The organism is Paenibacillus sp. FA6 (genome assembly GCF_051550225.1).
In the GTDB taxonomy this organism is placed as follows: Bacteria; Bacillota; Bacilli; order Paenibacillales; family Paenibacillaceae; genus Paenibacillus_AQ.
Genome location: NZ_CP188820.1, coordinates 279,853 through 305,240, shown reverse-complemented (window position 1 = coordinate 305,240; position 25,388 = coordinate 279,853). Strand labels below are relative to the sequence as shown.

Genomic DNA, 25,388 nt, shown 5'->3' with positions numbered 1-25,388 from the left:
AACAGTAGTGAATTTGATTAGTCATTGGGAGGATGTAACTTGAGCCGAACTACGAAAGAAGAGGTTGTGAATAACAGAACGGCATCCGGCGCTTCTAGCACTTTGAAACGTCTCATGAGATTAGGAAAACCTTATTTGGGCTGGTACATCATATTGTGCATCATTGCAGCAATCTTATCGCTTGCAAATGTTGCCTTAGCTGAATCTTTACGTCGTATTATTAACGCTGCTACAAATCACGACATGTCAGTACTAGTGTCTGGCGCCATATTTGCAGTAGTGGTTGTTATCGTCGATGCTTGCGGGGAGTTTCTCAAAACTTATGTCTCAGGACTACTCGAATTCAAGTCGATCGCCAAGCTCCAAGCATCGGTTCTATCCAAGCTATTGAAAGTACAAATGAAGGATTTAGACCGTTATCATTCTGCTGATTTCATAAGCCGTATCAATGATTCTGCCGTTGCTGCTCAGCAAGGTATCAATCAAAAAACCATCGATTTGCTTAGCAGTTTGATGCAAATTGCCTTCCTCCTTACCTATCTATTATCCCTCCAGTACGTATTAACTATCGGGACTCTAATCATCTGCTCCTTGGTTCCGCTAGTCATGATTCCTTTCACCTCCCGTCTTCGCTCTATGCATGAGCAAAGACAGAAACTAGAAACAGCGCAACAAGCTTTTATTCAAGATACGGTACAGGGTGCTGAGGTCGTGCGTGCCTTCTCACTGGGTCCCAAGCTTCATGATCAATTTGCACAACGAGTGAAACAGTATTTCAACATTCATCTGCCGGTCTCTCGCCTAGAAGCGGTAGGGTATAACATGCCATTAGCTGTTATACTCGGTGGCTTAATGTATGTTCTGTCCTATGGTGGATACCTCGTCATTGACGGTCGTCTAGATGTAGGTGCCGTCGCGGCATTCCTTATCTGTTTCGAGCAAATTACGAACCCCGTATCTCGCCTTGCCAACTTATGGACTGAATTACAAGCTTCCATGGCACAAGGTAACCGAATGTTTGAAGTCCTCGATCTGAAGGATGAGGGTGTCCATCTTGAATCTGATCTTTATGACGTTCACACAAGGAACTCCACCTCAGCTTCCAATCCGATTGTGAGTGGGTTACACGCTATCTCATTCGAACAAGTCAACTTCCGCTACCGAGATGAGCAAGTATTAACTGATGTCTCTCTTACAATTGAACCTGGGAAAGTAACTGCATTTGCAGGTCCTAGTGGCAGTGGAAAAAGCACGCTCCTTAATCTACTACTTGCCGTTTATGAACCCTACGAAGGCATTATACGCTGTGGAGATCTGCAATTAAGAAACATCCATCCTCGGGAATGGCGCGCTGGCATCGCATACGTTTCTCAAGAACCGTATCTTTTCTCTGGCACACTGTATGAGAATATCTGCTGGGGAAAACCAGATGCCATACATGAAGACATTATTAAAGCCGCGCGAAAGGCTGGCATTCACGAGTTCATCATGACAACGCCCCAACAATATGAGACTGTCATCGGCGAACGCGGACTTACATTGTCTGGAGGAGAGCGGCAGCGCTTATCTATCGCTAGGGCATTTGTCCGTGAACCTAAGCTCTTGCTTCTCGATGAACCGACAGCAGCACTTGATAGCCACAATGAAGAGATTGTGCAACAAGCCCTTAAAGAACTCATGTATGGCCGTACTACCGTAGTTATCGCCCATAGACTATCCACCATTAGAGATGCTGATCGAATTTATTATATGGAGTCCGGCTCGATTGTTGAAGAAGGCTCACACCATGAATTAATGGCTTCAGATGGTAAGTACCGAGCCATGGTTGAGATCACTTTTAAGAATGATAACGTCTCACCCGAGGCTATGGAGGTCGAAACATGAACGTTAAAGAACCTACCGATCATAAACTGGGCTACATTCTGCGTAGATTGATTCCTTATACGATCCCTTATCGGGTCGGATTTATTGTTGCCATCCTCCTTCTTTCTGCCAAACTCGTGATGGACATCGGTTTTGCCGTCATTCAGCAGGTATTCATTGATACGATCAATAGCTCTAATATGAACTCACTTATCCGTTTGACTGTCATTTGTGCAATGGTCTGTATCGTTATTATCTGTTGCCTCATGTTACAACATTATATTAGATTCGTTGTGCAGAGTCGTATGTCATGGGATATTCGTGCTAAACTTTTTAACAAAAGTCACAAAATTCCATTCACTTATGTCCAATCGATGCATTCTGGTGATCTAACCTCACGTAATAATAAGGATGCAGGTATGGCGATCGGCGTAGTAAATAGCATTGTATACGACCTCGGATACAATCTTCTCCTTTGCTTTGTTTCGTTTCTATACTTAGCCCAAATGGACGTGTGGATCGCGCTTCTTGCCCTTGGTTCAGGTCCTATTGTATTTCTGTCTGGTCGGTTCTTTGATCGAAAGCTACGTAAATTATCTACGGAAATTTATAAGAAGGAAGCAGAACTTCGTGGATTATTGCAAGAAATATTGCAGGGAATGAAAGTGGTGCGAGCATTTGGGCTAGAAGATACTCTCCTTAATCGATATGTGCTTGAACGCGGGAAATTGAATCGGTTACAACTAAAAAGAACCATTTTAAACGGACTATTGTGGCAATCCTCGGCATTTATCAATAATATAGTCATGGTTGCATGTGCTGCTTTAATTGCTTTATCTGCTCTAAAAGGTGGAACGACAGCCGGTGAAGTACTCGCATTTATCATTTTGATGGGACGAGTACAGTGGCCATTCGTACATATGTCTCGGACTTGGGGCGGGGTGCAAGAAGCTTTAGGTGCAGCTGATCGTGTATTCGATATTTTTGAGATGTCCGACGAAGGCGAAGTAAATCCATTATCGCAACTTGCCTCGTATCCAGAGGCTTCAGATGAGGCTTCAGATGAGGCTGCAGCATTGTCCTTACAAGATGTCCATTACAGACACTACGCTCTTGATGGAAGTGGATCATCACTCTTTGCCGGAATTAATATGAATATCTCTCCTGGGGAAACCATTGCGGTTGTGGGGCCAAGCGGTTCAGGCAAGACGACACTTGTTCGGTTATGCTGTGGTCTATATGAACCTGATATCGGTAGTATCTCCATTTACGGGAAGTCTGTTCATAAGCACCTTGAAGAAGCGCGCTCCATGATTACGTATGTACCTCAGACACCTTATTTATTCTCAGGAACAATAAGGGACAATATCGCTTTCAGTTCAAATGAAGCAACCGAAGAAGATATTCAAGAAGCTGCTCGACTCGCGGGTGCAGAGGAGTTTATATCAAGGATGCCCGCAGGGTATGACACGATATTAGGCGAACATGGTTCAACCTTATCCGGTGGACAAAGGCAACGAATCGCTATTGCGAGAGCCTTCCTTCGTAATGCTCCGCTTCTTCTTCTAGATGAGGCTACCTCCGCTTTGGATAACGAATCAGAACGAATTGTTCAACAATCACTTGATCTACTCATGAAAGATCGAACAACGTTAGTCATCGCTCACAGACTATCTACGGTGAGGGATGCCTCTAGAATTATCGTGTTAGATCAAGGTGTAATTGTTGAAGAAGGTTCGCATCATACTTTGCTAGCGTTGAACGGACTGTATGCCGAATTATACAATATTCAGTTTAAAGCGTGACCTTTATTGTTTGCATTTACACCATAACAAACGTACAGGAGGCTCTCACATATTCATTCCCATCAATTCGAATTGATTCTGCAGTGAAGGACTCAACCCTACCTACGATCGCTAACTCTTGATCCACCCATACTTCTATATTTCTTTGAAAGGTTATTGATCTTTGAAAATCAGCATCTAGTAAACAATTTTTCCTAATCATAATAATTCTCCCATTCTTATGAACAATTCTGTATTAAACGGTGTTCTTACATGTAGTATATCATTTTAAACAGACAAAGATCCTCATCGATTAGCCTCGAATGGGATCTTTGTCTATGAAACGGTGCTTTGCTGCATATCTTAATTATAGTGCACTTCCCCCGAACAGGAACCTCTTCTCCCAGTGCGTACCATCAATTTTACTTATGGTAACACCACCAGATTCCTTGGAATAGGTATGAAGGATTTGTCCGTTTCCTAAATAAATACCGTCATGCGTAATTCTAGCTGTTGATTTCTTCACACCAGAATAGGCAGATGCACTTGATCCTTTATAGGACATGAAGAACATCAGATCTCCACGTTTCAGCTTGGTCCAATCAGTCTGTACAGTTCCTTTATCCTTTACATAACTTCCTTGAGCTCTGGAATCAGCTGGTAACTTTATTCCAAGACCATCCATATAAATTTGGCGTATAAAATCAGAACAATCAAATGTAGCAGTATTAGAACGGCTTGATCCGTACTCATAAGGTGTTCCCATGTACTTCATTCCTGCTGCAATGACCTTCTCAACACTACTGCTTGTCGTGTTATTGTTACCTGAATTCCCTGAATCTTTCGTAGTATATTTGGATGAAGAAGAGATATAACCTATCGTTCCTTCAACGTTTTTCACCTTAAGCCATGATGCACCGGATTTCTCCAGAACAACAATCTTCTCACCTTTTTTAAGCATCCGAATGACGCTAGAAGAAGTAGTAGGAGCCTTTCGTAAATTAACTCCCCAAGTCACTTTTGATGTAGATGTTGCAGCTTCTACTTGTTGGACTAAGACGGTTGTGGACAAGCCACCAAACAGCATTACTGCTGCGAATGATGCTGATATTACTTTTGTGCGAATCTTCATGTTGTTGTTACCTCCTGAGATGCGTTTGTTTCTGCATGCTTGTCCTCATTGTAAAGTGCTTTCTCGCGCTAGTTAATCAGCCCATAGTCGTAATTCATTGATTCCAATTAGGTAAAAAGAACTGTAACGTTATATTTAAAAAGGATAAATAAGGCAATTATAAACAAGGAGATCACGTTGCACTCATTTGGTTACAATATTGTAACCATCCTCTTTATTATTGATTTCTTCTCTAAAAAAAAACAATAATAGCCTGTAAATTATATAGGTCTAAATACCTAAATAGTAACTCTGTTCTCGTGCCCATTTCCCAATAGTTACCACTCACTCACCTGCATCATTAGACCATTTAGTGAACATTCATACCAATTAAGTGGTATTATCTATAGATTTTCCAGATGACTAGTTAAGAATCTCTGTGCGTATCAAAAAAGGGTCTTAGGGATTATTCTCCCTAAGACCCTTCTCTCTTGAATGAAACTATTATTTAACTTCAGTAACTCCAGTTACAACACCTTTTTCTGATACATCAAAAGATGCTTTGAATTCTTCACTTGCAAAGTATACATTACCTTCAACCTTTGCATCTACAAGTTGAAATCCATTAGCTTCAACATAGACATCACCAACGAAAGTTCCACCTTGGATTCTTGCATTTTCACTTGTAACTGTTAACTTAGGAGCAGTAAGTGTGTAAGAAGCCGTTATATTCTTATCTGCATCTTGTTCATAAAGAGCTATCTTACGTGCGGCTACGTCTCTGTTCGTAAATGGTCCATCTAATACAAGATCCTTATCAATCTTCAAATCATTAAGTGTAGCAATGATCCATGTTCCATCTTTGCTGATCGCATTCAAGAATGCTTCTTCATTGTTTACTATGGATGCAGTCGTTACTACATCAACTGCTGGTTCTGTAGCGACGGGTTCTTTTGCGACTGGTTCTTTATCACTTCCACAAGCTGCCAATAATACAAACACCAACACCAATCCTAAACTCATTAATTTTTTCATTATAATTCCCCCTGATTTCTATTTGTATAAATTTAGTATAACACGATTTTAAGTAAAAAAGAGCCTCTTGCTATACTTTTCACAAAGTGTATACATTTTAAAAAAATCACTTTCTATACACATCCTCTTTATTTGTTGTTATGTTAATACCACCTAGATTTACTTATGCTACAACCTATATTACACTTAAAAAAAGGCGATGAAACCTTTGGAATAATTGAGGTGAGATCATGAGCAACGATAGCGACGACTTATCTATCAACCGCACCAAGTATATGATTACGGGAGACTCCATTTCCAAAGGAGTTATTTATGATGAATCTCGCAGTAAGTATGTCATTCTTGAAGATAATTATGTTTCTCTCATGCAAAGTAAATTAAAAGGCGTTGTTCGCAATACGGCGAGATTTGGAAATACGCTGATTAAAGGAATTGGAAATCTTAAAAAAGACATACAGAAAGAAAAGCCCGACTTCGTGCTGATCGAGTATGGTGGAAACGATTGTGATTTTCATTGGAATGAAATTGCCGATAACCCTGAAGCAGAGCATAATCCAAAGACCGATTTCAATGTATTTGAGAAAATGCTTAGGGAAACAATCGAATTATTAAAAAGCCAACAAATTACGCCTATTTTAATGAACCTCCCTCCACTTAATGCAGAGAATTATTTCAATTGGGTCAGCCAGAATAACCCGGTAGCAGCTGCAAATATCCTGAAATGGTTAGGGAGTGTCACCAAAATCTATTGGTGGCAGGAACGATACAACTCGACGATTCTCAAGGTTGCCGAGAGCACCCAGACGAGAATTATTGATGTAAGAAGTGCCTTCTTAGAGCAGCCTGATTTCACTAAATTTATTTGTGTGGATGGTATACACCCGAATAAAGACGGACATCAGCTTATATACGATAAAGTGTTAGACTTCATCCGTAACAATGACTTTCAATTACTACTCGATCATAAGAATTGATTATGTCCTCCCTCATTACAAGAGAATAGTGCAGGAAAGTGGCAGACCTAGGGTATTATCCTCGGTCTGCCATTTGTGTGTTTCTGTTCATTTCCGATTAGCTCAGAAATAATTAGCAAGTGAAAGACACTTGATTTATTGATTCATATGCTTTATATTAATTGACATGTCAACCATTGATGCATCAACTAATAAACATCATGGTTTTACGCATGATATAAGGAGGCCCACATTGACCCCATTATCATCTGAGGAAGCATATGTCTTTGACCAAATGCAATCTCTTAGTAAACAGATCAGTACTAAGTTTGAACGTTGCGCAGGTATTAGTCCATCACGACTGCAGCTTTTACATCAACTTTATCTAGTAGATGAAATCAGTCAAACCACACTCCAAAAAGAAGTGAAAATTGACAGCGCAGCAGTCACGCGGCACTTAAAGCAACTTGAAGTAGCAGGTACTGTTTCAAGGCGTAATAATCCAGACGATAATCGAGTCACACTCGTAAAACTAACGGATCGTGGACGCCATGAAATCATCGTTTATAAAAAAGAGAAGCAACAGTTTATTACGCAATTGCTTAAAGATTTCGACGAGCAAGAACGATCTACGCTATCCGATATGCTCAACCGGATGATCCACCATATTAACCAACTATAAAGAGGTTGTTCAAAAAATCATCTTTTGATCACGAAGTATAGCAAGAGGCGTATTCGACATCGAATATTGAATTCAGCCGGTCCTTCCGGTGCTCACGTAGGTACTGCCTACGCTCCGCTCCTCATTCCCTATCTTCATCCAATCTTCTCGGTGCTGAAAAGATGAATTTTTGAACTCGCACTATAATAACAGACAAAAGGAGATTTTAACTTTGCAAACTACTAAAATAAATGACTTCACAGAAATAATTACAGGACGCCGCTCCATCAAAGATTATGATACTTCCGTAAAAATCAGCCGTGAAGAAATGACTGAAATACTTACAGAGGCAACTCTTGCACCCTCTTCAATTAATTTACAGCCATGGCGCTTTGTTGTGATCGAGAGCCCTGAAGCAAAAGCAGTTCTAGCACCACTTGCTCGATTCAATCAAAATCAAGTTGAAACATCCGCTGCTGTCATCGCCGTCTTTGGCGATCTGAATAATTTCGATAAAGCTGAAGAAATATACGGTAAGGCCGTTGAACTTGGTTATATGCCCTTAGAGACAAAAGAGATGCAACTTCCTAGATTATCAGCCCATTTCGCAACACTGGATCCTCAAGATAATAGAGAGACCGTCCTCATTGATGGTGGCCTTGTATCAATGCAACTGATGCTCGTAGCTCGTGCTCATGGGTACGACACGAATCCAATCGGTGGTTTCGAGAAGGATCAAATTGCCGAGGCATTCGGATTAGATAAAGATCGCTACGTTCCTGTTATGCTTATCTCAATCGGTAAAGCAGCGGATCAAGGTTATAAATCTGTACGTCTACCTATCGATACAATTGCTCAATGGAAGTAAGAAATATCATTCACAATAATGGAGGGAAATTCAATGATCATTATTCATGCCACATTTAATATTATCGCCGATAAACAACAAGCATTTGTTGAAGAGATTCAACCTTTAATTGAAGCTTCAAAAGCAGAAAGCGGCAATATTTCTTACGACTTATTCAAAAGCACTGACAAAGAGAATATATTCATTATGGTTGAAGCTTGGCAAGATTCCGATGCAGTAGCATTTCACAATGCTAGCACACACTTCACTACTTTTGTGGGTAAGGCTGGTAACTTCTTAGCTGCACCACTAGACATTAAATCATTTAATGGACAATCCATCAATTAAACCTAATATCTCATAAACAACATTACTTCATCAACAGAAAGGGGATGTGCCTCAAGCCATAGTTCTTGGCTTGCGCACATCCCCTTTTTCAAATCACACCTAGACACATCTATGCCGATGTAAACTGGCTATTATACAGCCCTGCATAATGTCCACCGTGCTCTAACAACTCCTTATGATTTCCACTCTCCACGACATCACCATTCTTCATATATAAGATTAAATCAGCTTCTCTTATCGTCGATAGTCGATGTGCAATAACAAAGCTGGTTCTCCCCTCAATCATTTTCTGAAAAGCCTTCTGAATACGAATCTCCGTTCGAGTATCAATGCTACTTGTTGCCTCATCAAGAATAAGCATCGGTGGATCTACTAACATCACGCGAGCAATCGTCAGAAGCTGTTCTTGTCCCTGAGATAGACTGCCCCCTGTACCAGAAATCAACGTATCATACCCGTTAGGTAATCGTTTGATGAAGCTATGTGCATTAGCCGCTTTCGCTGCCATAATAACTTCCTCATCCGTTGCATCTGGCTTACCATAAGCGATATTGTCTCGAATGCTTCCCCCATATAACCAGGTTTCCTGCAATACCATACCGAAACTTTGCCGCAAGCTATCGCGAGTAATGTTATTAATATTCACACCATCTATCATGATAGCACCGCTATTCACATCATAAAAACGCATCAAAAGGTTAACAAGTGTCGTCTTGCCTGCTCCAGTCTGACCGACAATCGCAATACGAGTCCCCGGCTTAACCTCTAAGCTGAAATTGGTAATGAGTGGTCGATCAGGATTGTAGGCAAAATTCACCTTATCAAAGGTTATCGTCCCTTTACTTTGTTCCAAATGAATAGCATTTGGAGCGTCAGCTTGTTCCACCGTCTGATCAAGAACAGAGAAAATACGTTGCGCCGATGCACTTGCCGATTGAAGCTGCGTTAATACACCAGTAATTTCATTGAAAGGTTTAGCAAACAAATTTGAGAAAATTAGAAAGCTTGATAGTTCCCCCACTGTAATGGTGTTAAGTATGACTGCTATACTACCAATCATTGCGATAGCAGAGAAAGTAATATTGTTTACCAGACGGGTTGTCGGATTGGATAATGAACCATAGAACTGAGATTTCACACCTGCCTGATACAACGCTTGATTCTTCTCCTCAAATTCAGTAAACGAACGCTCTTCGTACTGAAATGCTTGAACCACTTTTTGTCCACCAATCATTTCTTCCACATATCCGTTTAGTCCACCTAAGATGCGAGCCTGCTCCCGGAACATCTGCTGAGATCGTGTCGTTATGAATCGTGCCACAAAGAATGAGACTGGAGCCGAAATCAGAACAACTAACGCCATAAGCGGATTAATATAGAGCATAAATGCAATGGATCCCGCAATCATAATCACACCTGTAAGCAATGTGGAGAAACCCTGAAGAAGTCCATCTGAGACGATATCCATATCATTAACAAAACGACTAATACTGTCACCTTGTGGGTGAGTATCGTGATAACTGAGCGGCAATATATTCATCTTCTCGAAGAGTTCACGACGCATATCATACACAGTCCGGTAAGCGATACGATTCGTCGAGTAGATCAACAACCACCCAAAGAGACTTCCAACGACATATACGATCGCTAGAATCACCAACAATTCCAGCATTGCACTGAAATTGACCTGCTTCACACCGATCATATGATCAATAGTCCTACCTATCAATAATGGACCGATCAGACTGGCGACAACACTGAGAATAGCACACAGTATCGCCCATATCGTCATTTTTTTATATCGTCCTGTATACTTTATCAGTCTCTTCCATGTTTCCTTATTATTCATTTGCCCGACTCCTCACTGGAAAGCTGAGAAAGGTAAACTTCTTTGTAAACCTCGCAGCTAATCATCAATTCATCATGCGTACCCATTCCTACAACTCGACCTTCCTCAAATACGATTATTTTATCAGCTTGTTGTACCGTACTAACTCTTTGCGACACCATGAGTACAGTCATCAACCTATCGCTCTCTTTCAGTGCACGCCTTAGCCCAGCATCCGTGGCGAAATCCAGAGCACTTGAGGAATCATCAAGGATAAGGATTTCTGGCTTAGCAACCAATGCACGAGCAATCGTCAGGCGTTGCCTTTGACCACCAGATAAATTGAGTCCCCCACGGGAGACCTGCGTGTTATATCTATCTGGAAGCTTGCAGATAAATTCATCGGCTTGCGCCATAGCAGCCGCCTTCGCGACTTCCTCATCCGTTGCATCTTCATGACCCCAGCGGATATTCTCGGATATAGTCCCGGTAAAGAGCACGGACTTTTGAGGAACCACACCTATTTTGTGCCTTAATTGCATCAGAGAATAATCCTTCACATTAAATCCATCAATCTTCACTTCACCTTCTGTCGCATCGTAGAACCTTGGGATTAGATTGATAAACGTTGATTTACCTGAGCCTGTGCTACCGATAATACCAACTGTTTCACCGCGGGTGATCTCGACGGAAATATCCTCAAGCGCCATATCACCTGTCATGTTATACCCGAAGGAGACGTTGTTAAATTGAATAGCTGGCACTGCCGTATGTTTGTCGAATGTGTGAGAACTAATATTCCCTGTATCTGGAATGGATGTTGTCGTTGCTAATACTTCATTAATTCGTCCAGCCGAGGATGATGCCTTCGTGAAAATAATGACCAAGTTCGATACGACGATTAAAGCTAGCAAGATTTGCGTAATGTAATTCATAAAGGCGATAATCTCACCCTGCGAGAGACGACCTTCATTGATGTGGATACCACCAACCCACAGAATCGCGATAATGGTAACATTCACTACAAGTGTCGTCAACGGATTCAGTAGTGCTGAAATTCGACCTACTCGTATAGCTGTATGAGTTAAATCCTCCGCCGTTTCATTAAATCGCTGTCTTTCCTGTCTACTCTTTGCAAAAGCCCGAATCACTCGTACCCCCGATAGGTTCTCACTTAAAACAAGCGCAATTCGATCTAGCTTCTGCTGATAGCTTCGATAGATAGGCGAGGTACGTGTAATTACGAAATATAAGATCACTCCAAAAATAGGTGTGGCTATTAATAAAATAAGTGACAATTGAAAATCCAATATCATTGACATAATAATTGCACCAATGCAGATAAAAGGTGCTCGTATAACGAGACGTATGAACATCGCAACAGCTAATTGAAGCTGGTTGACATCATTCGTTATTCGGTTAACGAGCGATGGTGTACCATACTTATCCATGTCCGTGTATGAGAGCGTTGAAATATGTTTGTAAATCTTATTCCGCAATGTGGTACCGAATCCTTGCGAGGCACGCGCCGCATAATACTGACAGATCATTGAACAGCCAAATCCTACAATGGAAAGCACAATCATAAGCCCACCCATTTTGAATACATAAGACGTATCACGCATTCCTATCCCTTTATTAATAATGAGCGCGACTATCGTAGGTAGGAGTAGCTCAAATATAGCTTCCAAAAGCTTGAAGATCGGTCCGATGATGACCTCTTTCCTGTAAGGTCTTAAATATGTAGCTAACTTAAACAACTCTAATCATCACCTATCGTAAGATATCGTCGAAATAATTGACTATTATGTAGTACCGACTATGATTATGGCATAACTACTCTCATATTAAAAATATCAGTTTCATTCTCATGCGATACGATAATCATATCTCAACACTGGAGGACTCCTTATGGATATTAGACAACTCAAATACTTCCTTACCATTGCAGAAGAAGGTCAGATTACATCGGCGGCGAAAAAGCTACAAATGGCACAACCGCCACTAAGTCAACAACTCAAGCTTCTTGAGGAGGAACTTGGCGTTAAACTCGTGGAGCGAAGACCCCGTAGTGTACAACTGACGGATGCGGGGATCATCCTGCGAAATAGAGCACAACAAATCCTAGAATTAACGGACTCCACCGTAAGAGAAATTAACGATTTCGTCAAAGGACTGAAGGGGACCCTTTCCATTGGCACGGTGTCCTCCTCTGGTGCAACCCTTATGAAGGAAAGGCTTTCCGAATTTCACAAAGCCTATACGGGTGTGAAATTTGAAATCCACGAAGGCAATACCTTTATGATTATTGATCTCTTAACGAAAGGGATTGTGGAGGTTGGCATTGTCAGAACGCCTTTTAACACGTCCAATCTAGAATGCCGATATGCTGAATCCGAGCCCATGATCGCCGTAATGACCCCAGATTTTGACTGGGCATCTCATCAAAACACGATCGATGTCGCTGAATTAATAGAGAAACCACTCATCATTTATCGCAGGTTTGAGCAACTCATTCGCGAGACCTGTTTGAAAGAAGGTTTTGAACCTACTCTTTTTTGCATAAATGACGATGCTCGTACAACACTATTGTGGGCAAACGCTGGACTTGGAATCGGAATCATACCGAAGTCCGCATTAGTTCTCGCCAATCATGAGTATCTGATCTTCAAAGAGATCAATAGTGAAGCATTAAGAACAAGGATAGCCGCCATTTGGATAAAGGATAAATATATCTCATCTCTAGCTACCAAGTTTATAGATAGCTTCAGCAAGGGATAGCTATTTCAATATTCTTCTGAATAATTGACCATATAGTGGTGAATCATAACGTTCATAATGTAAAATAAGACCCAAAGACGGAGGACAAATGAACATTTTGAACATGACTCGAATACTAATCATATTCTCTTTAGCCAATCTGTTCATCAACACTACATATGCCGAACCTCATTCTACTTTAGGTAAAGGGAGAGAGTATTATGAGAAGCGTGGTGATATCATATGGGAAGTACCATCCCAGAACAAGGTCATTGCCCTTACCTTTGATGACGGACCTGATTATACAAGGACACCTGAGATCCTTAATCTTCTCAAACAATATCAAGCCAAAGCTACGTTCTTTGTCGTAGGTAATCGCGTAGAGAAATTCCCCCATATTGTAAAGCAAGAATTTCTCGAAGGACATGAGATCGGAAATCATTCTTATGACCACGCTTCTTTTCAGAATATCTCCAGAACGAAATTACTGACAGAACTGAATCTTACGCAAGAAGCTATATATAATGCTACTGGACACAAACCGATACTATTTCGGCCACCGGGTGGTAGTTACAACGAAACTGCTGTTAATATCTGCAAAGAGAATGACTTGTTAATGATTCTCTGGTCATGGGATCAAGATACAAAGGACTGGGCTAGTCCCGGTGTGGATAAGATTGTGAATAAGGTACTGAATAATGTTGACAATGGAGATATCATCCTGATGCATGATTTTGTCCATAACAGTACACAAACGGTGGATGCCCTAAAAATCATCTTGCCAGAATTAATAAAGAGAGGTTATTCTTTCGTCACGGTTTCAGAGTTACTCTCTAATAAAGATCTTCCAGGACGACATATCGAAGTGAGTGAATAATTCCAAATGAATTAAGAGAAGCCACTGGTGCAAATCACTCCAGTGGTTCTTTGTTGTGCTAATTCATATACTGATTGACATTGACGTTACGTAAAGGTGTACTCTTATCTAGTCAGGGAGGTGAACACATGGAATATACCGTACAAAAGCTTGGGCACATGGCAGGTGTTAGCACGCGAACTTTACGATATTATGATCAAATTGGTCTTCTTAAGCCGGCAAGAATGAATTCTTCGGGATATCGCATTTATGGTCAGACTGAAGTAAATCGGTTACAACAAATCCTTTTTTACAGGGAATTAGGCGTAGGTTTAGAAAATATACAGGAATTGCTCACCGCACCCTCCTTTGATGGGAAGATTGCACTGAGGGAACACCGTACGAAACTTCTTGAGAAACGAGCACAACTAGATCAATTAATTGCTAATGTTGATGCAACATTGGCTCAAACTGAAGGGAGCATACCCATGACGAACGAAGAACGATTTAAAGGCTTCAAACAGACTTTGATCGATGACAATGAAAAGAAATATGGCAAGGAAATTAGAACGAAATATGGCGATACACAGATCAATCAAACCAATCAGAAGATTAAAGACATGACTGAGGCGCAATATGCTGATGTTGAACAATTGGAAGTTGCTGTCCATGAAGCTCTTGCCAAAGCTATTTCAACAGGCGATCCCGCAGGTGAATTCGCTCAGCACGCAGCAGATCTGCACCGCCAATGGTTGAGTTATTTTTGGAATGCTTACAGCAAGGAAGCCCATGCCGGAGTTGCTCAAATGTACGTGGATGATGAAAGATTCACAGCTTATTACGATGAGAAACAACCTGGGGTAGCAGCGTTCTTAAGAGATGCTATTCTGATCTATACTGCGAAGAAATAGTCACTTATTGTTAGAAGTTATGTTATAATTAGGAATAAATAATGATGGGAGTCGAAGAGTCGGCTCCCATATTTCTGTATTATACTTAGCGGCAGAATGGAAAGATTATCATAACGGAGGTTACATAATAATGGATCCTAATCATAAAACAACGCTGTGGAAGATTGTCCAATCCTGGTGGATACTACTGACCCTTGTTATGTTCTTACACTGGTCAGCTTTCTTCTATATTGCCATGAGAGTGAAAAGTAAACCGTTTGCTATTTGGGGCGTCGTTTATACGCTAACTTGTTTTGGCGGAATTATAACTGGAACCTCAACCGAGCAAACAAGTTGGCAATCCAACGTAGGTTTTGCTGTTTTCCTCATTAGTTGGGTCATTTGTATTATACATGCACTCATGGTTAGGAAAGAATTTCTACTTCGATTAGAAGCTCGTCAACTATCCTCCATAAGAGAAGAGAATAACCTGAAACGCAAGATTGAATCGGAGTACGGAGTAGACTTCGATCTACCTGAGTCGGAACACCCAAAGCGGCCTCTTCCACCAACTGTTCCAACAAAGGGTCGTGTCATTCGACAATCATCACACAATGAGTAGTGCTAAATACATATGAGTGTCGCATATTATTGGGGGGCTTATGCACAATGAACAAGGAGCGTAAAGGATCATTTTGGAATATAAGACAATCATGGTGGATTTTATTAACCTTCACATTTATTTTGAATTGGGTTGCCTTTATATATATTGGTCTGAAGGTGAAGAACAAAAGTTGGACAAAGTATGGTTTGATATATTCTATCCCCTTCTTTTTGAGTTCAATAAGTGATCAATTTATTGAGAGCAAAAGTGTTGATACTGTATGGTCGGTGTATTTTCTAGTAGGTGGTATCATTTCTATTTCACACGCCTTCAAGATTAGGAAGGAATTCTTAACCCGATTAGAAGCTAGGCAATTCGCCAAGAATTATTTAGATGAGACGCTTATACATCAGATTGAATCTGAATATGGGCTGGGACCACGTCTTCCTAAAGAGGTTCATTCTGATAGACCTGTACCTAGAACAGTATCGACAAGAGGGCTCCTCATTCGGCAATCTTAATATGATCTTTCGAATGGGGAACAAGATGACTTGGAGGCTAATTAATAATGGATAGGAAGCCTAAAGGATTTTTATGGAAATTAGCACAATCATGGTGGATTTTGTTACCTTTCACCTTTTATTTTAACTGGATTGCCTATATATATATTGGGAGGAAAGTAAAACATAAGCGCTGGACTATGTATGGAGCACTCTATGCAATTCCTTTCTTTCTCGTGTTCATAGATATGCTGTTTAAAATTAACTCAAGTATTTTAACTTATGTTTGGTCAGTTTCTCTTCTATTAGGCACCTTTATTTCTATAATACACGCCTTTAACATTAGGATAGAATTCTTAACTCGATTAGAAGCCCGTCAATTCGCCAAGAAATATTTAGATGAGACTCTCATACATCAGATTGAATCTGAATACGGGCTGGGGCCACATCTTCCTACATCAACTCAGTACGATGGTCCTGCACCAGCTACTGTATTCACGAAAGGGCCCATTATTCGGCAATCTTAATATATAGATCAGAGGAGAGGGTGTTGATAATATCCCAGGATTCGTAAGATGTACTAATGCGAACATGAAACTTTTGGAAGACGCGAAGAACCCACCTCTTAATTACGAAATCTAAGGTGGGTTTCTACTTTTCTTATGCTATTAAAATCACTCCCTACTAGATCACAGCCGGATCCAAAACGAAGTTCGCCTTCACAACACCAATCTTAACATTCCTCGCATTCAGTACTGGTGCATGAATATAATCTTTCAACAACTCATCCGTTGACTCATCACCGATTCCAAGCTGTCTCAACACTTCCATTGCCGCAACGCCCGACGCACGATCGCTTCCATCTTCAATCTTAATAGCAATACCGATGCCACGATCAACAATTCCCATACATTGTACGCCTTCGGCTCCCACTTTAGTTACGATATTCCCATTAAAGGCTCTCATGATGTCCGTATCGAATCTCTTCTTGCCAGCCACCATCTCAGGATGCTCCATCATCGCATCACGGATCATTTCGAGTGCTTCTGCTCTACTTACAGAAACCGTCCCCCCTGGATGTGCCAGTCGAGCAAATCCCAATGCTGTGTTACAAAGAGGAATTTGATGTACTGGCAGACCGCAGCCATCTACACTAAGTCCAATTTGTTCTTCAGGAATGCTACACACCTCTGCAATGACGTTAAGCACCCTTTGTTGAACAGGATGGCTAATTTGGGGATACGTATGAATATCTTCATGCAAATGTACCGCTGTCGCAAGCATGCTTGAATGTTTCCCTGAACAATTACTAAAGACTGGAGTCAGCTCTCCACCCGCTTTAATTAGCTCAATATAGCTATCTTTGTCCCTAGGAACATGGGTTCCGCACAGTAGATCGTCTTCTTCTAAGTTCGCTCTTTCTAGAATGTCCAACACAGCTTCCCGATGTATCGTTTCCCCACTATGTGATGCGCAACTCAGTGCAATCTCAGATGCACTATATCCGAATGATGCCGCTGTCCCTGTCTCGACAATCGGAACTGCCTGGAACGGCTTCATTGCTGAACGCGCGAAAGTTAACCGTTTGGGATCTCCATATGAGTACAAGAGTTTCCCTGTATAATCTACAACTGCTACGTGAATATGATGTGTACTCTCAACATAATTCCCTCTAAACACTTGAATGGCTTCTGACATATATGATTTCTCCTTTTGCTTCTGACTTATTTCATCATAAACATTTTCATAGAAAAAGGAAACCAGCTATGCACAGTCTTCTCGATTACCATCAAGCCAGAATTTGCTCAATCCGAACTAACTCATCATCCGTGAAGGATAGATTATTAATTGTTCCTACAGCATCTTCAATTTGGCTAACCTTACTTGCTCCGATCAGGGCAGAAGTCACTCTTCCACCGCGAAGCGTCCATGCTAGTGCCATCTGGGATAGCTTCTGACCACGTTCCATAGCCATATCGTTAAGCTTGGCCACTTTAGCTATTATCACATCTGTCAGTTCACTCGGATTCATGAATACACTTGGCCCCGCAGCACGAGAATCCGAAGATATTCCATTTAAATAACGGTCCGACAATATCCCTTTGTTCAATGGTGAGAATGCAATGGAACCGATTCCTTCCTCTTCCAATACATCGAGTAAGCCACGCTCGGGTTCACGAGCGAACATCGAATACTGTGGTTGATGAATCAAGCAGGGGGTTCCAAGTCTTTTCAGAATACGTGAGGCTTCTAACGTCATCTCAGGTGAATAATTGGAAAGACCAACATACAGAGCCTTACCTTGACGAACAATTAAATCGAGTGCAGACATGGTCTCTTCAAGAGGCGTATCTTGATCTGGTCTATGGTGATAATAAATATCCACATAGTCGAGTCCTAATCTTGTTAAGCTCTGATCCAGACTGGCCACTAGGCTCTTCTTAGATCCCCATTCTCCATAAGGACCCGGCCACATATAATAACCAGCTTTGGTTGATATGATCATCTCATCCCGATACGCTTTGAAGTCTTCTTTTAATATTCTACCGAAGGTCTCCTCTGCTGAACCTGCTGGTGGCCCATAATTGTTAGCCAGATCGAAATGTGTAATCCCTAAATCGAAAGCTCTACGCACCATAGCTCTTCCATTCTCATACTTATCTATTCCACCAAAATTATGCCATAGTCCAAGAGAAATGGCAGGTAGTTTCAATCCACTTTTCCCGCTTCTCCGATATGTCATCATTTCATATCGCTTATCATCTGCTGAATATACCACAATAATCACTCCTTCTTTAACTTTCAACTTATTATAGGCATCATTACGGGAATAACCCATAACAAGAAGGATGATAATTATGGATTAATGTCTGATTTATGATGTTCTCTTTGATAATGTTTCGGAGGTATTCCGATAACCTTCTTGAACATTCTCGAGAAGAGGAGTGGATCCTGATATCCGACCGATCTCGCCACCTCTCCAACGGTAAATTTACCACTACTAAGTAATTCGCATGCTTTATTCATACGATAATGCAGCAAGTATTGACGAGGTGGTACGTCGAGCGCCTTTTTAAAAATCGAACTTAAATGCTTACGATCCAATCCTAAATTGTCAGCGTGATTCTCCAGTGAGATATCTTCACTGTAATGATTATGGAGAAACTCCAACGTCTGGTGAACGTATCCCTCTTGTCTGCTAGAAATCGTAACGAGTGGCGAATCCATTCCGGTCATCTCCACCCAAGATGCCAGAAATTCAAAAAAGATAGCATTTATTCGAAAATCAAGAGCGCTACTTGCAAGTACAGCCGCACTCGATAGTTGATCGTATAATGTAGGCATTATTCTCGAATCCATTGAAAAAACAGGTTGTGCGGGGGAAAGATAGGTTCGTTTAACAATATCAGGTACTTCAGCGCCTTGAAATCCTATCCATGAATACGTCCACGGTTCCTCCCCATCCGCTTCATAATAATAGACAACATCGGGGCAGATCAGGAAACCTTGTCCTGCAACGAGCTTATGCGTCTGCGTTCCTACGCGAACGAATCCTTGTCCCTTATGGATGAAATGGATCTTGTACACATCCCTAACTCCCGGCCCTACAGCATGCCCCGGGACACAATCTTCCTTGCCCCAGAACAGAAGGTGAAGATGAAAAGGATTACCCGTAGGACGAAACGGATTATATTGAAATATGGCCATACTCTGTACTCCCCCTACTATTCTTTGAAAAACAATAAATACTATGCACCAAAAATAAGTGTGACAATTTACACGAGAAAAAGAGGAAAAGGGAAAATACCAACATGCGTCGAATTTACTTAAGTTGTGACGACAAAACTAACTTTACCTAATCAGATTGTTCAGAGCAAGCCCGTGGTAGGTACTACCGTGTCATTCATCATTCCCGATCAGAAGGTTGGAGCTATATAGCGAAAGTCAACCTGCAATGTAGCCATGCAGACACTAATATCATATAGGAGAGTGGTATCCAATGATTGAAGAGATACGTAACAACAATGTAGAGCGGTTTGCCGGTTTCGGTTCACTATATGATCAGAATCGTCCTAGCGCACCTTTGGAGGTCGTTAAGATACTCACCACCTATTTACGTAGCAAGCCTCAAATGGTTGTGGATGTCGGATGTGGCACAGGTCTATCCTCATTCATATGGCTTAACGCTGCAGATCATATCATCGGGTATGAACCCAGTGATGATATGCGTGAAGTTGCCATATCCAAATGGGAAGCAAGCGGACAACCGTTAAATCTTGAATTCAAGAATGGCTTATCGCATGAATTGGGATTAGCATCCGGAAGTACTGACATCGTGACCTGTTCCCAATCCTTTCATTGGATGGAGCCGCAAAGTACGTTGCGTGAATTCGCTCGTATCCTTCGTCCTGGAGGAATATTCGCCGCTTATGACTACGACTGGCCTCCTGTCTTCGACTGGAAAATTGATGACATGTATCAGCAACTTATCACCTATGCAGATGTTCGTGCAACGCAATTAGCACCACAGGAACAGCGTGCACATAAATGGAGCAAAGATGAGCATTTGCATCATATCCAGAAATCTGGATTGTTCCGCTACGCAAGGGAAATCGTCTTCCATCATAGCCAACAATGTGATGCAGAGCGGTACGTGAACATTGCTCTCAGTCAAGGCGGGCTACAAACAGCTCTTAAATTGGGAGCAGATGAGATCCATTCTGAGGTATCGCAATTCCGGGAACTTGTCTCTCAGGCATTCGCAGGGGAATCTCGTGAAGTTATATTCAGCTATCGTATGCGACTCGGTATTCTTTAATCCATGTGGATTGCAAACCATGGATCAGAAACGCAAAATAGCAGGCCAAGGATAATCACCTTGGTCTGCTATTTCTTTGGATATCGTTCTCCCTTTTTTGGGGAAAAAGGTTTTTTTCGGTTATCTCTCGTAAAATTTCACAAGCTCCTGAACGATTTCTTCTTTGTTATGATCCATAACCAACTGATACTGCGGCTTGGAGAATAACTGCTTAATCTCGCTTGGGAACTCCTGCTCAATGCCACATTGTTCGATCGCTTCATTAAATTTCGCAGGGTGTGCGGTAGCAAATGAGATACAAACCTCATCTTCACCATGATATGTTTCATACGCTGCAATCCCACAAGCCGTATGTGGATCTAGCAGATAATTATAATCCGCTTTGTATTTGCTAATCAATTCCAGACATTGTTCATTGTTAGCACCGTAAGCTTCGAAATCATCTTGTACACGTTCTAGATCCTCTGCGCCAATTACGATCTCCCCATCGTTCTGTAACTTCTCCATGTAAGCAGACACTTTCTCTGCATCTTGACCTAAGAAATAATAAAGATATCTCTCGAAATTACTTGCCACTTGGATATCCATCGAAGGACTATGGGTACTTTTGAAGCCACCTGGCTTATATTTGCCCGTCTTCACAAACCGCTCCAAAATATTATTCTCATTCGTTGCTATAATGAGCTTGTTAATGGGTAATCCCATCTTCTTCGCTAGAAAGCCCGAGAATATATTCCCAAAGTTACCTGAAGGGACACTGAAATTAACTTTCTTCGGTCGGTCACCTTGCTCAATTTGGAAATAAGCATAGAAATAATAGACCGTTTGTGCCAAGATGCGTAAGAAATTGATCGAGTTGATCGCTCGAAGATTATGCTTCCCTTTAAAGTCTAAGTCTGCAAATTGCTCTTTAATAATTTTTTGACAATCATCGAAATTCCCTTTAACCGAAAGGTTCAATACATTCTTATCATCAACCGTTGTCATTTGCAGTTCCTGTACTTTACTCACTTTCTCGTGAGGATGCAGAATACATATCTTGATGCCTTCTTTCCCTCGAACTCCTTGGATCGCTGCAGCCCCTGTATCACCTGAGGTTGCTCCGAGGATGTGAATAATTTCATTCTGCTTCTTGGATACATAGGAGTAAAATTCACCCATGAATTGCAGAGCTACATCTTTAAATGCAAACGTCGGTCCATGAAACAACTCCAGAATATACAGTGAATCATTTATTTTCTTAACAGGTGTCACCTCAGAATGACGGAAATTAGCATAACTCTTATCCACCATTTCCTTCATATCTTCATAAGGAATTTCATCATTCGTAAAATGGGAAAAGATTTGGAGAAACAGCTCCTTATAGCTTAGTTTGCTCCATTCCTTCAATGTGGATTGGGAAATGACCGGAATCTCCGCTGGGATCATGAGTCCTCCATCATCCGCTAACCCCATGAGCACGGTATCAATAAATCCTTGAGCTTCTACCTGACCTCTTGTACTTATATATTTCATACGAATCCTCCGTTAGTTTAATATAGAATAGTTAATGAGTTGATTTCTACCTTAGTTATATCTATAATACCTTCACTTGCAGATATAGCCAATCCCTTATTTTTGGGGAGCTATATAAACATTATATAACAAAAAATAATATAGGAGGTTAACTTTCAAGTGATCACTAGAGAACAGCTTGAGAATAAGCAAATTTGGTTATATGTAGTATCCCTGTTCATTGGAGCTATTGTTGGCATGACTAATCCTACCGTAAGTTCCTTTCTGTACTTCACCATTTCACCTATTATAGCAGTTCTTCTGTTTGGAATGTTCGCGCAAATTCCCTTTCTCCATCTACGAGATTCTCTTTCAAATGGAAGATTTATCGGTGCGTTGCTAGTTACAAATTTCATTGTCGTACCCTTTGTCGTGTGGTTGCTTACACAACTATTTCCGCAGACTCCCCCTATTCTAGTCGGAGTCTACCTTGTTCTACTGACTCCATGCATCGATTACGTCATTGTGTTCACACAGCTAGGGCGTGGAAACGAGAAATTAATGTTAGCCGTAACGCCTATTCTATTCGTAGTTCAAATGATATTACTTCCGTTGTATCTGTGGCTATTTATAGGTGAGGAAACGACTAATATTATGAAGGTAGGGCCGTTTGTAGAGGCTTTCTTAAGCTTGATTATGTTGCCATTATTATTTGCCGTATTCACACAATTTTGGGCTAGGCGCAGACCTAAAGGACAATCCGCACTAAATGCAACGGCTTGGTTGCCCGTCCCATTCATGGCACTTACCCTTATCGTTGTCGTAGCGTCTCAAATTGAAAAAGTATATACCGATTTCAATGTCGTCGTTCGTGTCGTTCCGATCTATGTTCTCTTCCTAATTATCATGCCAGCGATATCAAGATTAATCGCTATGCTATTCCGATTGGATATAGGGGCAGGTCGAGCGCTTATTTTCAGTTCAGGAACGCGGAATTCCCTCGTTATGCTCCCCTTAGCTTTGGCTTTGCCAGATGATTGGGCTACGATCGCAGCAGCCGTTATTGTCACCCAGACTATTGTAGAATTGATCGGAGAATTAATTTACATACGCCTAATTCCAGGGTTTGTTATGCGGGATCAACATAAGTCTACCTCAGAATAAGAAGCAGCACCCTATTGGCTGCTTCTTATTTATGATTCAAGACAAACCTTACTGAGACTCAGGATGCACCTGTATACACCATCGGTTATCCGCTTCATGAAATGATACGAGCAACAAATTGGACAATCTCAATAGTAATTGGAGTATTTGAATAAATAATATCTCCACTCACAATAAGGTTCAAAGTATTTTCAGTTAAAATGTATAAACTGCTTTCTTGTAATACTCCATTAATATATAAATTTGAATAACTATTCAGGCCCAGACCTGCAAAACTATTGCTTGAATTTCCCTCGTCGTCAAAAAATTGATTAGCTTGGATGACGATTGGTGAATCAATATCGGTAGTAGCAAAATAAAAATATCTTTGTGAACTAGGTATAATGGATACCTCTGATATTGAACCCGGCTGCCCTTGGGGTCCTTGAACACCCTGAGGACCCGTAGCACCAACACTTCCTTCAGATCCAGTGGCTCCTGCATTCCCTTGGGGTCCTTGGGGTCCGACAGAACCGGTAACCCCCGCGATTCCCTGTGGTCCCGCAGCACCAACACTTCCTTCAGATCCAGTAGCTCCTGCATTCCCTTGGAGTCCTTGTGGTCCGACAGAACCGGTCACCCCCGCGATTCCCTGTGGTCCCGTAGCACCAACACTTCCTTCAGTTCCAGTGGCTCCTGCATTCCCTTGGGGTCCAACAGAACCGGTAACCCCCGCGATTCCCTGAGGTCCCGCAGCACCAACACTTCCTTCAGATCCTGTGGCTCCTACATTCCCTTGGGGTCCTTGGGGTCCGACAGAACCGGTAACCCCCGCGATTCCTTGTGGTCCTAGCAATCCAATTGGACCACGATCCCCTCTGCCACCTTCTAAACCCTGAAGTCCCTGTAGCCCTTGTATGCCTTGAAGACCTTGAGGACCTTGAGGACCTTGAGGACCTACTCTACATCTAGCTTTAGCTACTTTACAGCAAATGCGTCTAGATTTGGATTTGGATTTGGATTTGGATTTGGATTTGGATTTTTCAGAACATATCCTAGTATATATCCTAGTACATATCTTCACTGTAGTGTTTTGTCGATACTTAGGGCTATTTTTAGTACTTACTTTATTTTTTCGCACTTTTTTTTTGCAGTTTATTTTATTGAGCTTACGACGCGCCATTTAAAATTCCTCCTCACATAGTTTATTCATAGTATGTAATCTACCTATGTGAAGGATTGGACATCATCGAAATCCATTAAATAAGAGTAAATCCGCCGTTTCATAATCTTTTTTTTCACATTAACTATTGATATAACCGAGGAAATCTCTCAGTTATTTCCAAATGAAAGGAGGTGATTATATGCCCGTTATAAAACCTGTCTACACAGCTACTTCTACTGCTCCTGTATCAACTGGTGGAGTTATTGCTACCGCTGTTAACCCAGCTGTATCTCGTTACTTCGCAACAATAACTGCTGGAATGATAACCACAGATACAACCATTCCCGCTGCAAGCTTTGTTGACGATGCCGACGCACCTGTAGTTGAACTTCCAGCAGTAACTGCGGATGATTATTTCAATGTCTACATTAATGGTGTGCTCCAACAAGGAGCTCTATCTATACTAACAACTACTAACTTAGTATTAGATACGACTGATGTTTCCGTATCCGTGCCTATTTTACTTGAGATAGCAAGCTTCGGAAATACAACATCAACTATAACTACTCAACCTACGATTTCCGCTCCAACGATCACTATTATTACTTGATATGATTTAATGCCTATTAACTATGATATTGTTCTATGCTAAGTAATAGATTTGAATTCAGAGGTTACTAACCCACACAGGTTGGTATGTTTCCCCTACGATAGACAGTGAATAAGG

The 25,388-nt window shown here is 41.3% G+C and carries 25 protein-coding genes; 15 read left to right on the top strand and 10 right to left on the bottom strand.

Annotation, left to right across the window (positions count from 1 at the left end; all coding sequences use genetic code 11):
* Nucleotides 1-39 precede the first annotated feature (39 nt).
* Both ACP8HI_RS01395 and ACP8HI_RS01390 read left to right on the top strand, forming a co-directional pair.
* Nucleotides 40-1,884 carry an ABC transporter ATP-binding protein gene (locus tag ACP8HI_RS01395; protein ID WP_438349374.1) on the top strand — a complete coding sequence of 615 codons (1,845 nt, stop codon included), beginning with the start codon at nt 40-42 and terminating at the stop codon, nt 1,882-1,884.
* Entirely contained in the window at nt 1,881-3,668 is a 1,788-nt protein-coding gene (locus ACP8HI_RS01390; protein ID WP_438349373.1) for an ABC transporter ATP-binding protein, read from the top strand. The genes ACP8HI_RS01395 and ACP8HI_RS01390 overlap by 4 nt, the downstream gene beginning before the upstream one ends.
* A gap of 16 nt (nt 3,669-3,684) precedes the next feature.
* Here ACP8HI_RS01390 and ACP8HI_RS01385 read toward each other — a convergent pair whose 3' ends face one another.
* The 3 genes from ACP8HI_RS01385 to ACP8HI_RS01375 all read right to left on the bottom strand — a co-directional run bounded on the left by ACP8HI_RS01385 (nt 3,685) and on the right by ACP8HI_RS01375 (nt 5,793).
* The gene (locus ACP8HI_RS01385) at nt 3,685-3,870 is read right to left on the bottom strand and encodes a hypothetical protein (RefSeq protein ID WP_438349372.1); all 186 of its coding nucleotides are present in this window, start codon (nt 3,868-3,870) and stop codon (nt 3,685-3,687) included.
* A 144-nt stretch (nt 3,871-4,014) separates the two neighbouring features.
* Nucleotides 4,015-4,779 carry a C40 family peptidase gene (locus tag ACP8HI_RS01380; RefSeq protein WP_438349371.1) on the bottom strand — a complete coding sequence of 255 codons (765 nt, stop codon included), beginning with the start codon at nt 4,777-4,779 and terminating at the stop codon, nt 4,015-4,017.
* A gap of 483 nt (nt 4,780-5,262) precedes the next feature.
* Nucleotides 5,263-5,793 carry a hypothetical protein gene (locus tag ACP8HI_RS01375; RefSeq protein ID WP_438349370.1) on the bottom strand — a complete coding sequence of 177 codons (531 nt, stop codon included), beginning with the start codon at nt 5,791-5,793 and terminating at the stop codon, nt 5,263-5,265.
* 230 nt (nt 5,794-6,023) lie between these two features.
* Here ACP8HI_RS01375 and ACP8HI_RS01370 point away from each other — a divergent pair, with 230 nt between their 5' ends.
* The 4 genes from ACP8HI_RS01370 (at nt 6,024) to ACP8HI_RS01355 (ending at nt 8,602) form a co-directional block, all read left to right on the top strand.
* On the top strand, nt 6,024-6,767 hold the full coding sequence (locus ACP8HI_RS01370; RefSeq protein ID WP_438349369.1) for an SGNH/GDSL hydrolase family protein: 744 nt from the start codon (nt 6,024-6,026) through the stop codon (nt 6,765-6,767).
* Nucleotides 6,768-7,041: 274 nt separating this feature from the next.
* On the top strand, nt 7,042-7,428 hold the full coding sequence (locus ACP8HI_RS01365) for a MarR family winged helix-turn-helix transcriptional regulator (protein ID WP_438351670.1): 387 nt from the start codon (nt 7,042-7,044) through the stop codon (nt 7,426-7,428).
* A 211-nt stretch (nt 7,429-7,639) separates the two neighbouring features.
* Nucleotides 7,640-8,275 carry a nitroreductase family protein gene (locus ACP8HI_RS01360; RefSeq protein WP_438349368.1) on the top strand — a complete coding sequence of 212 codons (636 nt, stop codon included), beginning with the start codon at nt 7,640-7,642 and terminating at the stop codon, nt 8,273-8,275.
* Nucleotides 8,276-8,308: 33 nt separating this feature from the next.
* A complete protein-coding gene (locus ACP8HI_RS01355; RefSeq protein WP_438349367.1) occupies nt 8,309-8,602 on the top strand; it encodes a putative quinol monooxygenase in 294 nt (97 codons plus the stop codon).
* Nucleotides 8,603-8,711: 109 nt separating this feature from the next.
* Here the strand turns inward: ACP8HI_RS01355 and ACP8HI_RS01350 are convergent, their stop codons facing one another.
* Both ACP8HI_RS01350 and ACP8HI_RS01345 read right to left on the bottom strand, forming a co-directional pair.
* Nucleotides 8,712-10,451: an ABC transporter ATP-binding protein gene (locus ACP8HI_RS01350; RefSeq protein ID WP_438349366.1), complete on the bottom strand. Its 1,740-nt coding sequence runs from the start codon at nt 10,449-10,451 to the stop codon at nt 8,712-8,714.
* The gene (locus tag ACP8HI_RS01345) at nt 10,448-12,190 is read right to left on the bottom strand and encodes an ABC transporter ATP-binding protein (protein ID WP_438349365.1); all 1,743 of its coding nucleotides are present in this window, start codon (nt 12,188-12,190) and stop codon (nt 10,448-10,450) included. Before ACP8HI_RS01345 ends, ACP8HI_RS01350 begins: the two co-directional genes overlap by 4 nt.
* Nucleotides 12,191-12,341: 151 nt before the next feature.
* Here ACP8HI_RS01345 and ACP8HI_RS01340 point away from each other — a divergent pair, with 151 nt between their 5' ends.
* From ACP8HI_RS01340 to ACP8HI_RS01315, 6 genes are all read left to right on the top strand, one after another.
* Nucleotides 12,342-13,211 carry a LysR family transcriptional regulator gene (locus ACP8HI_RS01340; RefSeq protein ID WP_438349364.1) on the top strand — a complete coding sequence of 290 codons (870 nt, stop codon included), beginning with the start codon at nt 12,342-12,344 and terminating at the stop codon, nt 13,209-13,211.
* 88 nt (nt 13,212-13,299) lie between these two features.
* On the top strand, nt 13,300-14,067 hold the full coding sequence (locus ACP8HI_RS01335; protein ID WP_438349363.1) for a polysaccharide deacetylase family protein: 768 nt from the start codon (nt 13,300-13,302) through the stop codon (nt 14,065-14,067).
* 128 nt (nt 14,068-14,195) lie between these two features.
* Nucleotides 14,196-14,957 carry a MerR family transcriptional regulator gene (locus ACP8HI_RS01330; RefSeq protein ID WP_438349362.1) on the top strand — a complete coding sequence of 254 codons (762 nt, stop codon included), beginning with the start codon at nt 14,196-14,198 and terminating at the stop codon, nt 14,955-14,957.
* Nucleotides 14,958-15,087: 130 nt separating this feature from the next.
* The gene (locus ACP8HI_RS01325; protein WP_438349361.1) at nt 15,088-15,558 is read left to right on the top strand and encodes a hypothetical protein; all 471 of its coding nucleotides are present in this window, start codon (nt 15,088-15,090) and stop codon (nt 15,556-15,558) included.
* Nucleotides 15,559-15,605: 47 nt separating this feature from the next.
* Nucleotides 15,606-16,061 (top strand): hypothetical protein, encoded by a 456-nt coding sequence (locus tag ACP8HI_RS01320; RefSeq protein WP_438349360.1) that lies wholly within the window; start codon nt 15,606-15,608, stop codon nt 16,059-16,061.
* 47 nt (nt 16,062-16,108) lie between these two features.
* Nucleotides 16,109-16,567, top strand: a complete 459-nt coding sequence (locus ACP8HI_RS01315; RefSeq protein WP_438349359.1) for a hypothetical protein — start codon at nt 16,109-16,111, stop codon at nt 16,565-16,567.
* A 157-nt stretch (nt 16,568-16,724) separates the two neighbouring features.
* On the opposite strand, the gene ACP8HI_RS01310 is transcribed toward ACP8HI_RS01315, so the two are convergent.
* The 3 genes from ACP8HI_RS01310 to ACP8HI_RS01300 form a co-directional block, all read right to left on the bottom strand.
* Nucleotides 16,725-17,738, bottom strand: a complete 1,014-nt coding sequence (locus ACP8HI_RS01310) for an asparaginase (protein WP_438349358.1) — start codon at nt 17,736-17,738, stop codon at nt 16,725-16,727.
* A 91-nt stretch (nt 17,739-17,829) separates the two neighbouring features.
* Entirely contained in the window at nt 17,830-18,786 is a 957-nt protein-coding gene (locus ACP8HI_RS01305; protein ID WP_438351669.1) for an aldo/keto reductase, read from the bottom strand.
* Between the two features lie 110 nt (nt 18,787-18,896).
* Entirely contained in the window at nt 18,897-19,748 is an 852-nt protein-coding gene (locus tag ACP8HI_RS01300) for an AraC family transcriptional regulator (protein ID WP_438349357.1), read from the bottom strand.
* A 292-nt stretch (nt 19,749-20,040) separates the two neighbouring features.
* Here ACP8HI_RS01300 and ACP8HI_RS01295 point away from each other — a divergent pair, with 292 nt between their 5' ends.
* The gene (locus tag ACP8HI_RS01295) at nt 20,041-20,859 is read left to right on the top strand and encodes a class I SAM-dependent methyltransferase (RefSeq protein WP_438349356.1); all 819 of its coding nucleotides are present in this window, start codon (nt 20,041-20,043) and stop codon (nt 20,857-20,859) included.
* 120 nt (nt 20,860-20,979) lie between these two features.
* Here the strand turns inward: ACP8HI_RS01295 and thrC are convergent, their stop codons facing one another.
* Nucleotides 20,980-22,374, bottom strand: coding sequence for a threonine synthase (thrC, locus tag ACP8HI_RS01290; RefSeq protein WP_438349355.1), 1,395 nt, complete (start codon nt 22,372-22,374; stop codon nt 20,980-20,982).
* Between the two features lie 159 nt (nt 22,375-22,533).
* Between thrC and ACP8HI_RS01285 the strand changes: the two genes are divergently transcribed.
* Nucleotides 22,534-23,517, top strand: coding sequence for an arsenic resistance protein (locus ACP8HI_RS01285; RefSeq protein ID WP_438349354.1), 984 nt, complete (start codon nt 22,534-22,536; stop codon nt 23,515-23,517).
* A gap of 94 nt (nt 23,518-23,611) precedes the next feature.
* Here the strand turns inward: ACP8HI_RS01285 and ACP8HI_RS01280 are convergent, their stop codons facing one another.
* The gene (locus ACP8HI_RS01280; protein ID WP_438349353.1) at nt 23,612-24,679 is read right to left on the bottom strand and encodes a DUF4183 domain-containing protein; all 1,068 of its coding nucleotides are present in this window, start codon (nt 24,677-24,679) and stop codon (nt 23,612-23,614) included.
* Nucleotides 24,680-24,860: 181 nt separating this feature from the next.
* On the opposite strand from ACP8HI_RS01280, the gene ACP8HI_RS01275 reads away from it, so the two are divergent.
* Nucleotides 24,861-25,271 carry a DUF4183 domain-containing protein gene (locus ACP8HI_RS01275; protein WP_438349352.1) on the top strand — a complete coding sequence of 137 codons (411 nt, stop codon included), beginning with the start codon at nt 24,861-24,863 and terminating at the stop codon, nt 25,269-25,271.
* Nucleotides 25,272-25,388: the final 117 nt, after the last annotated feature.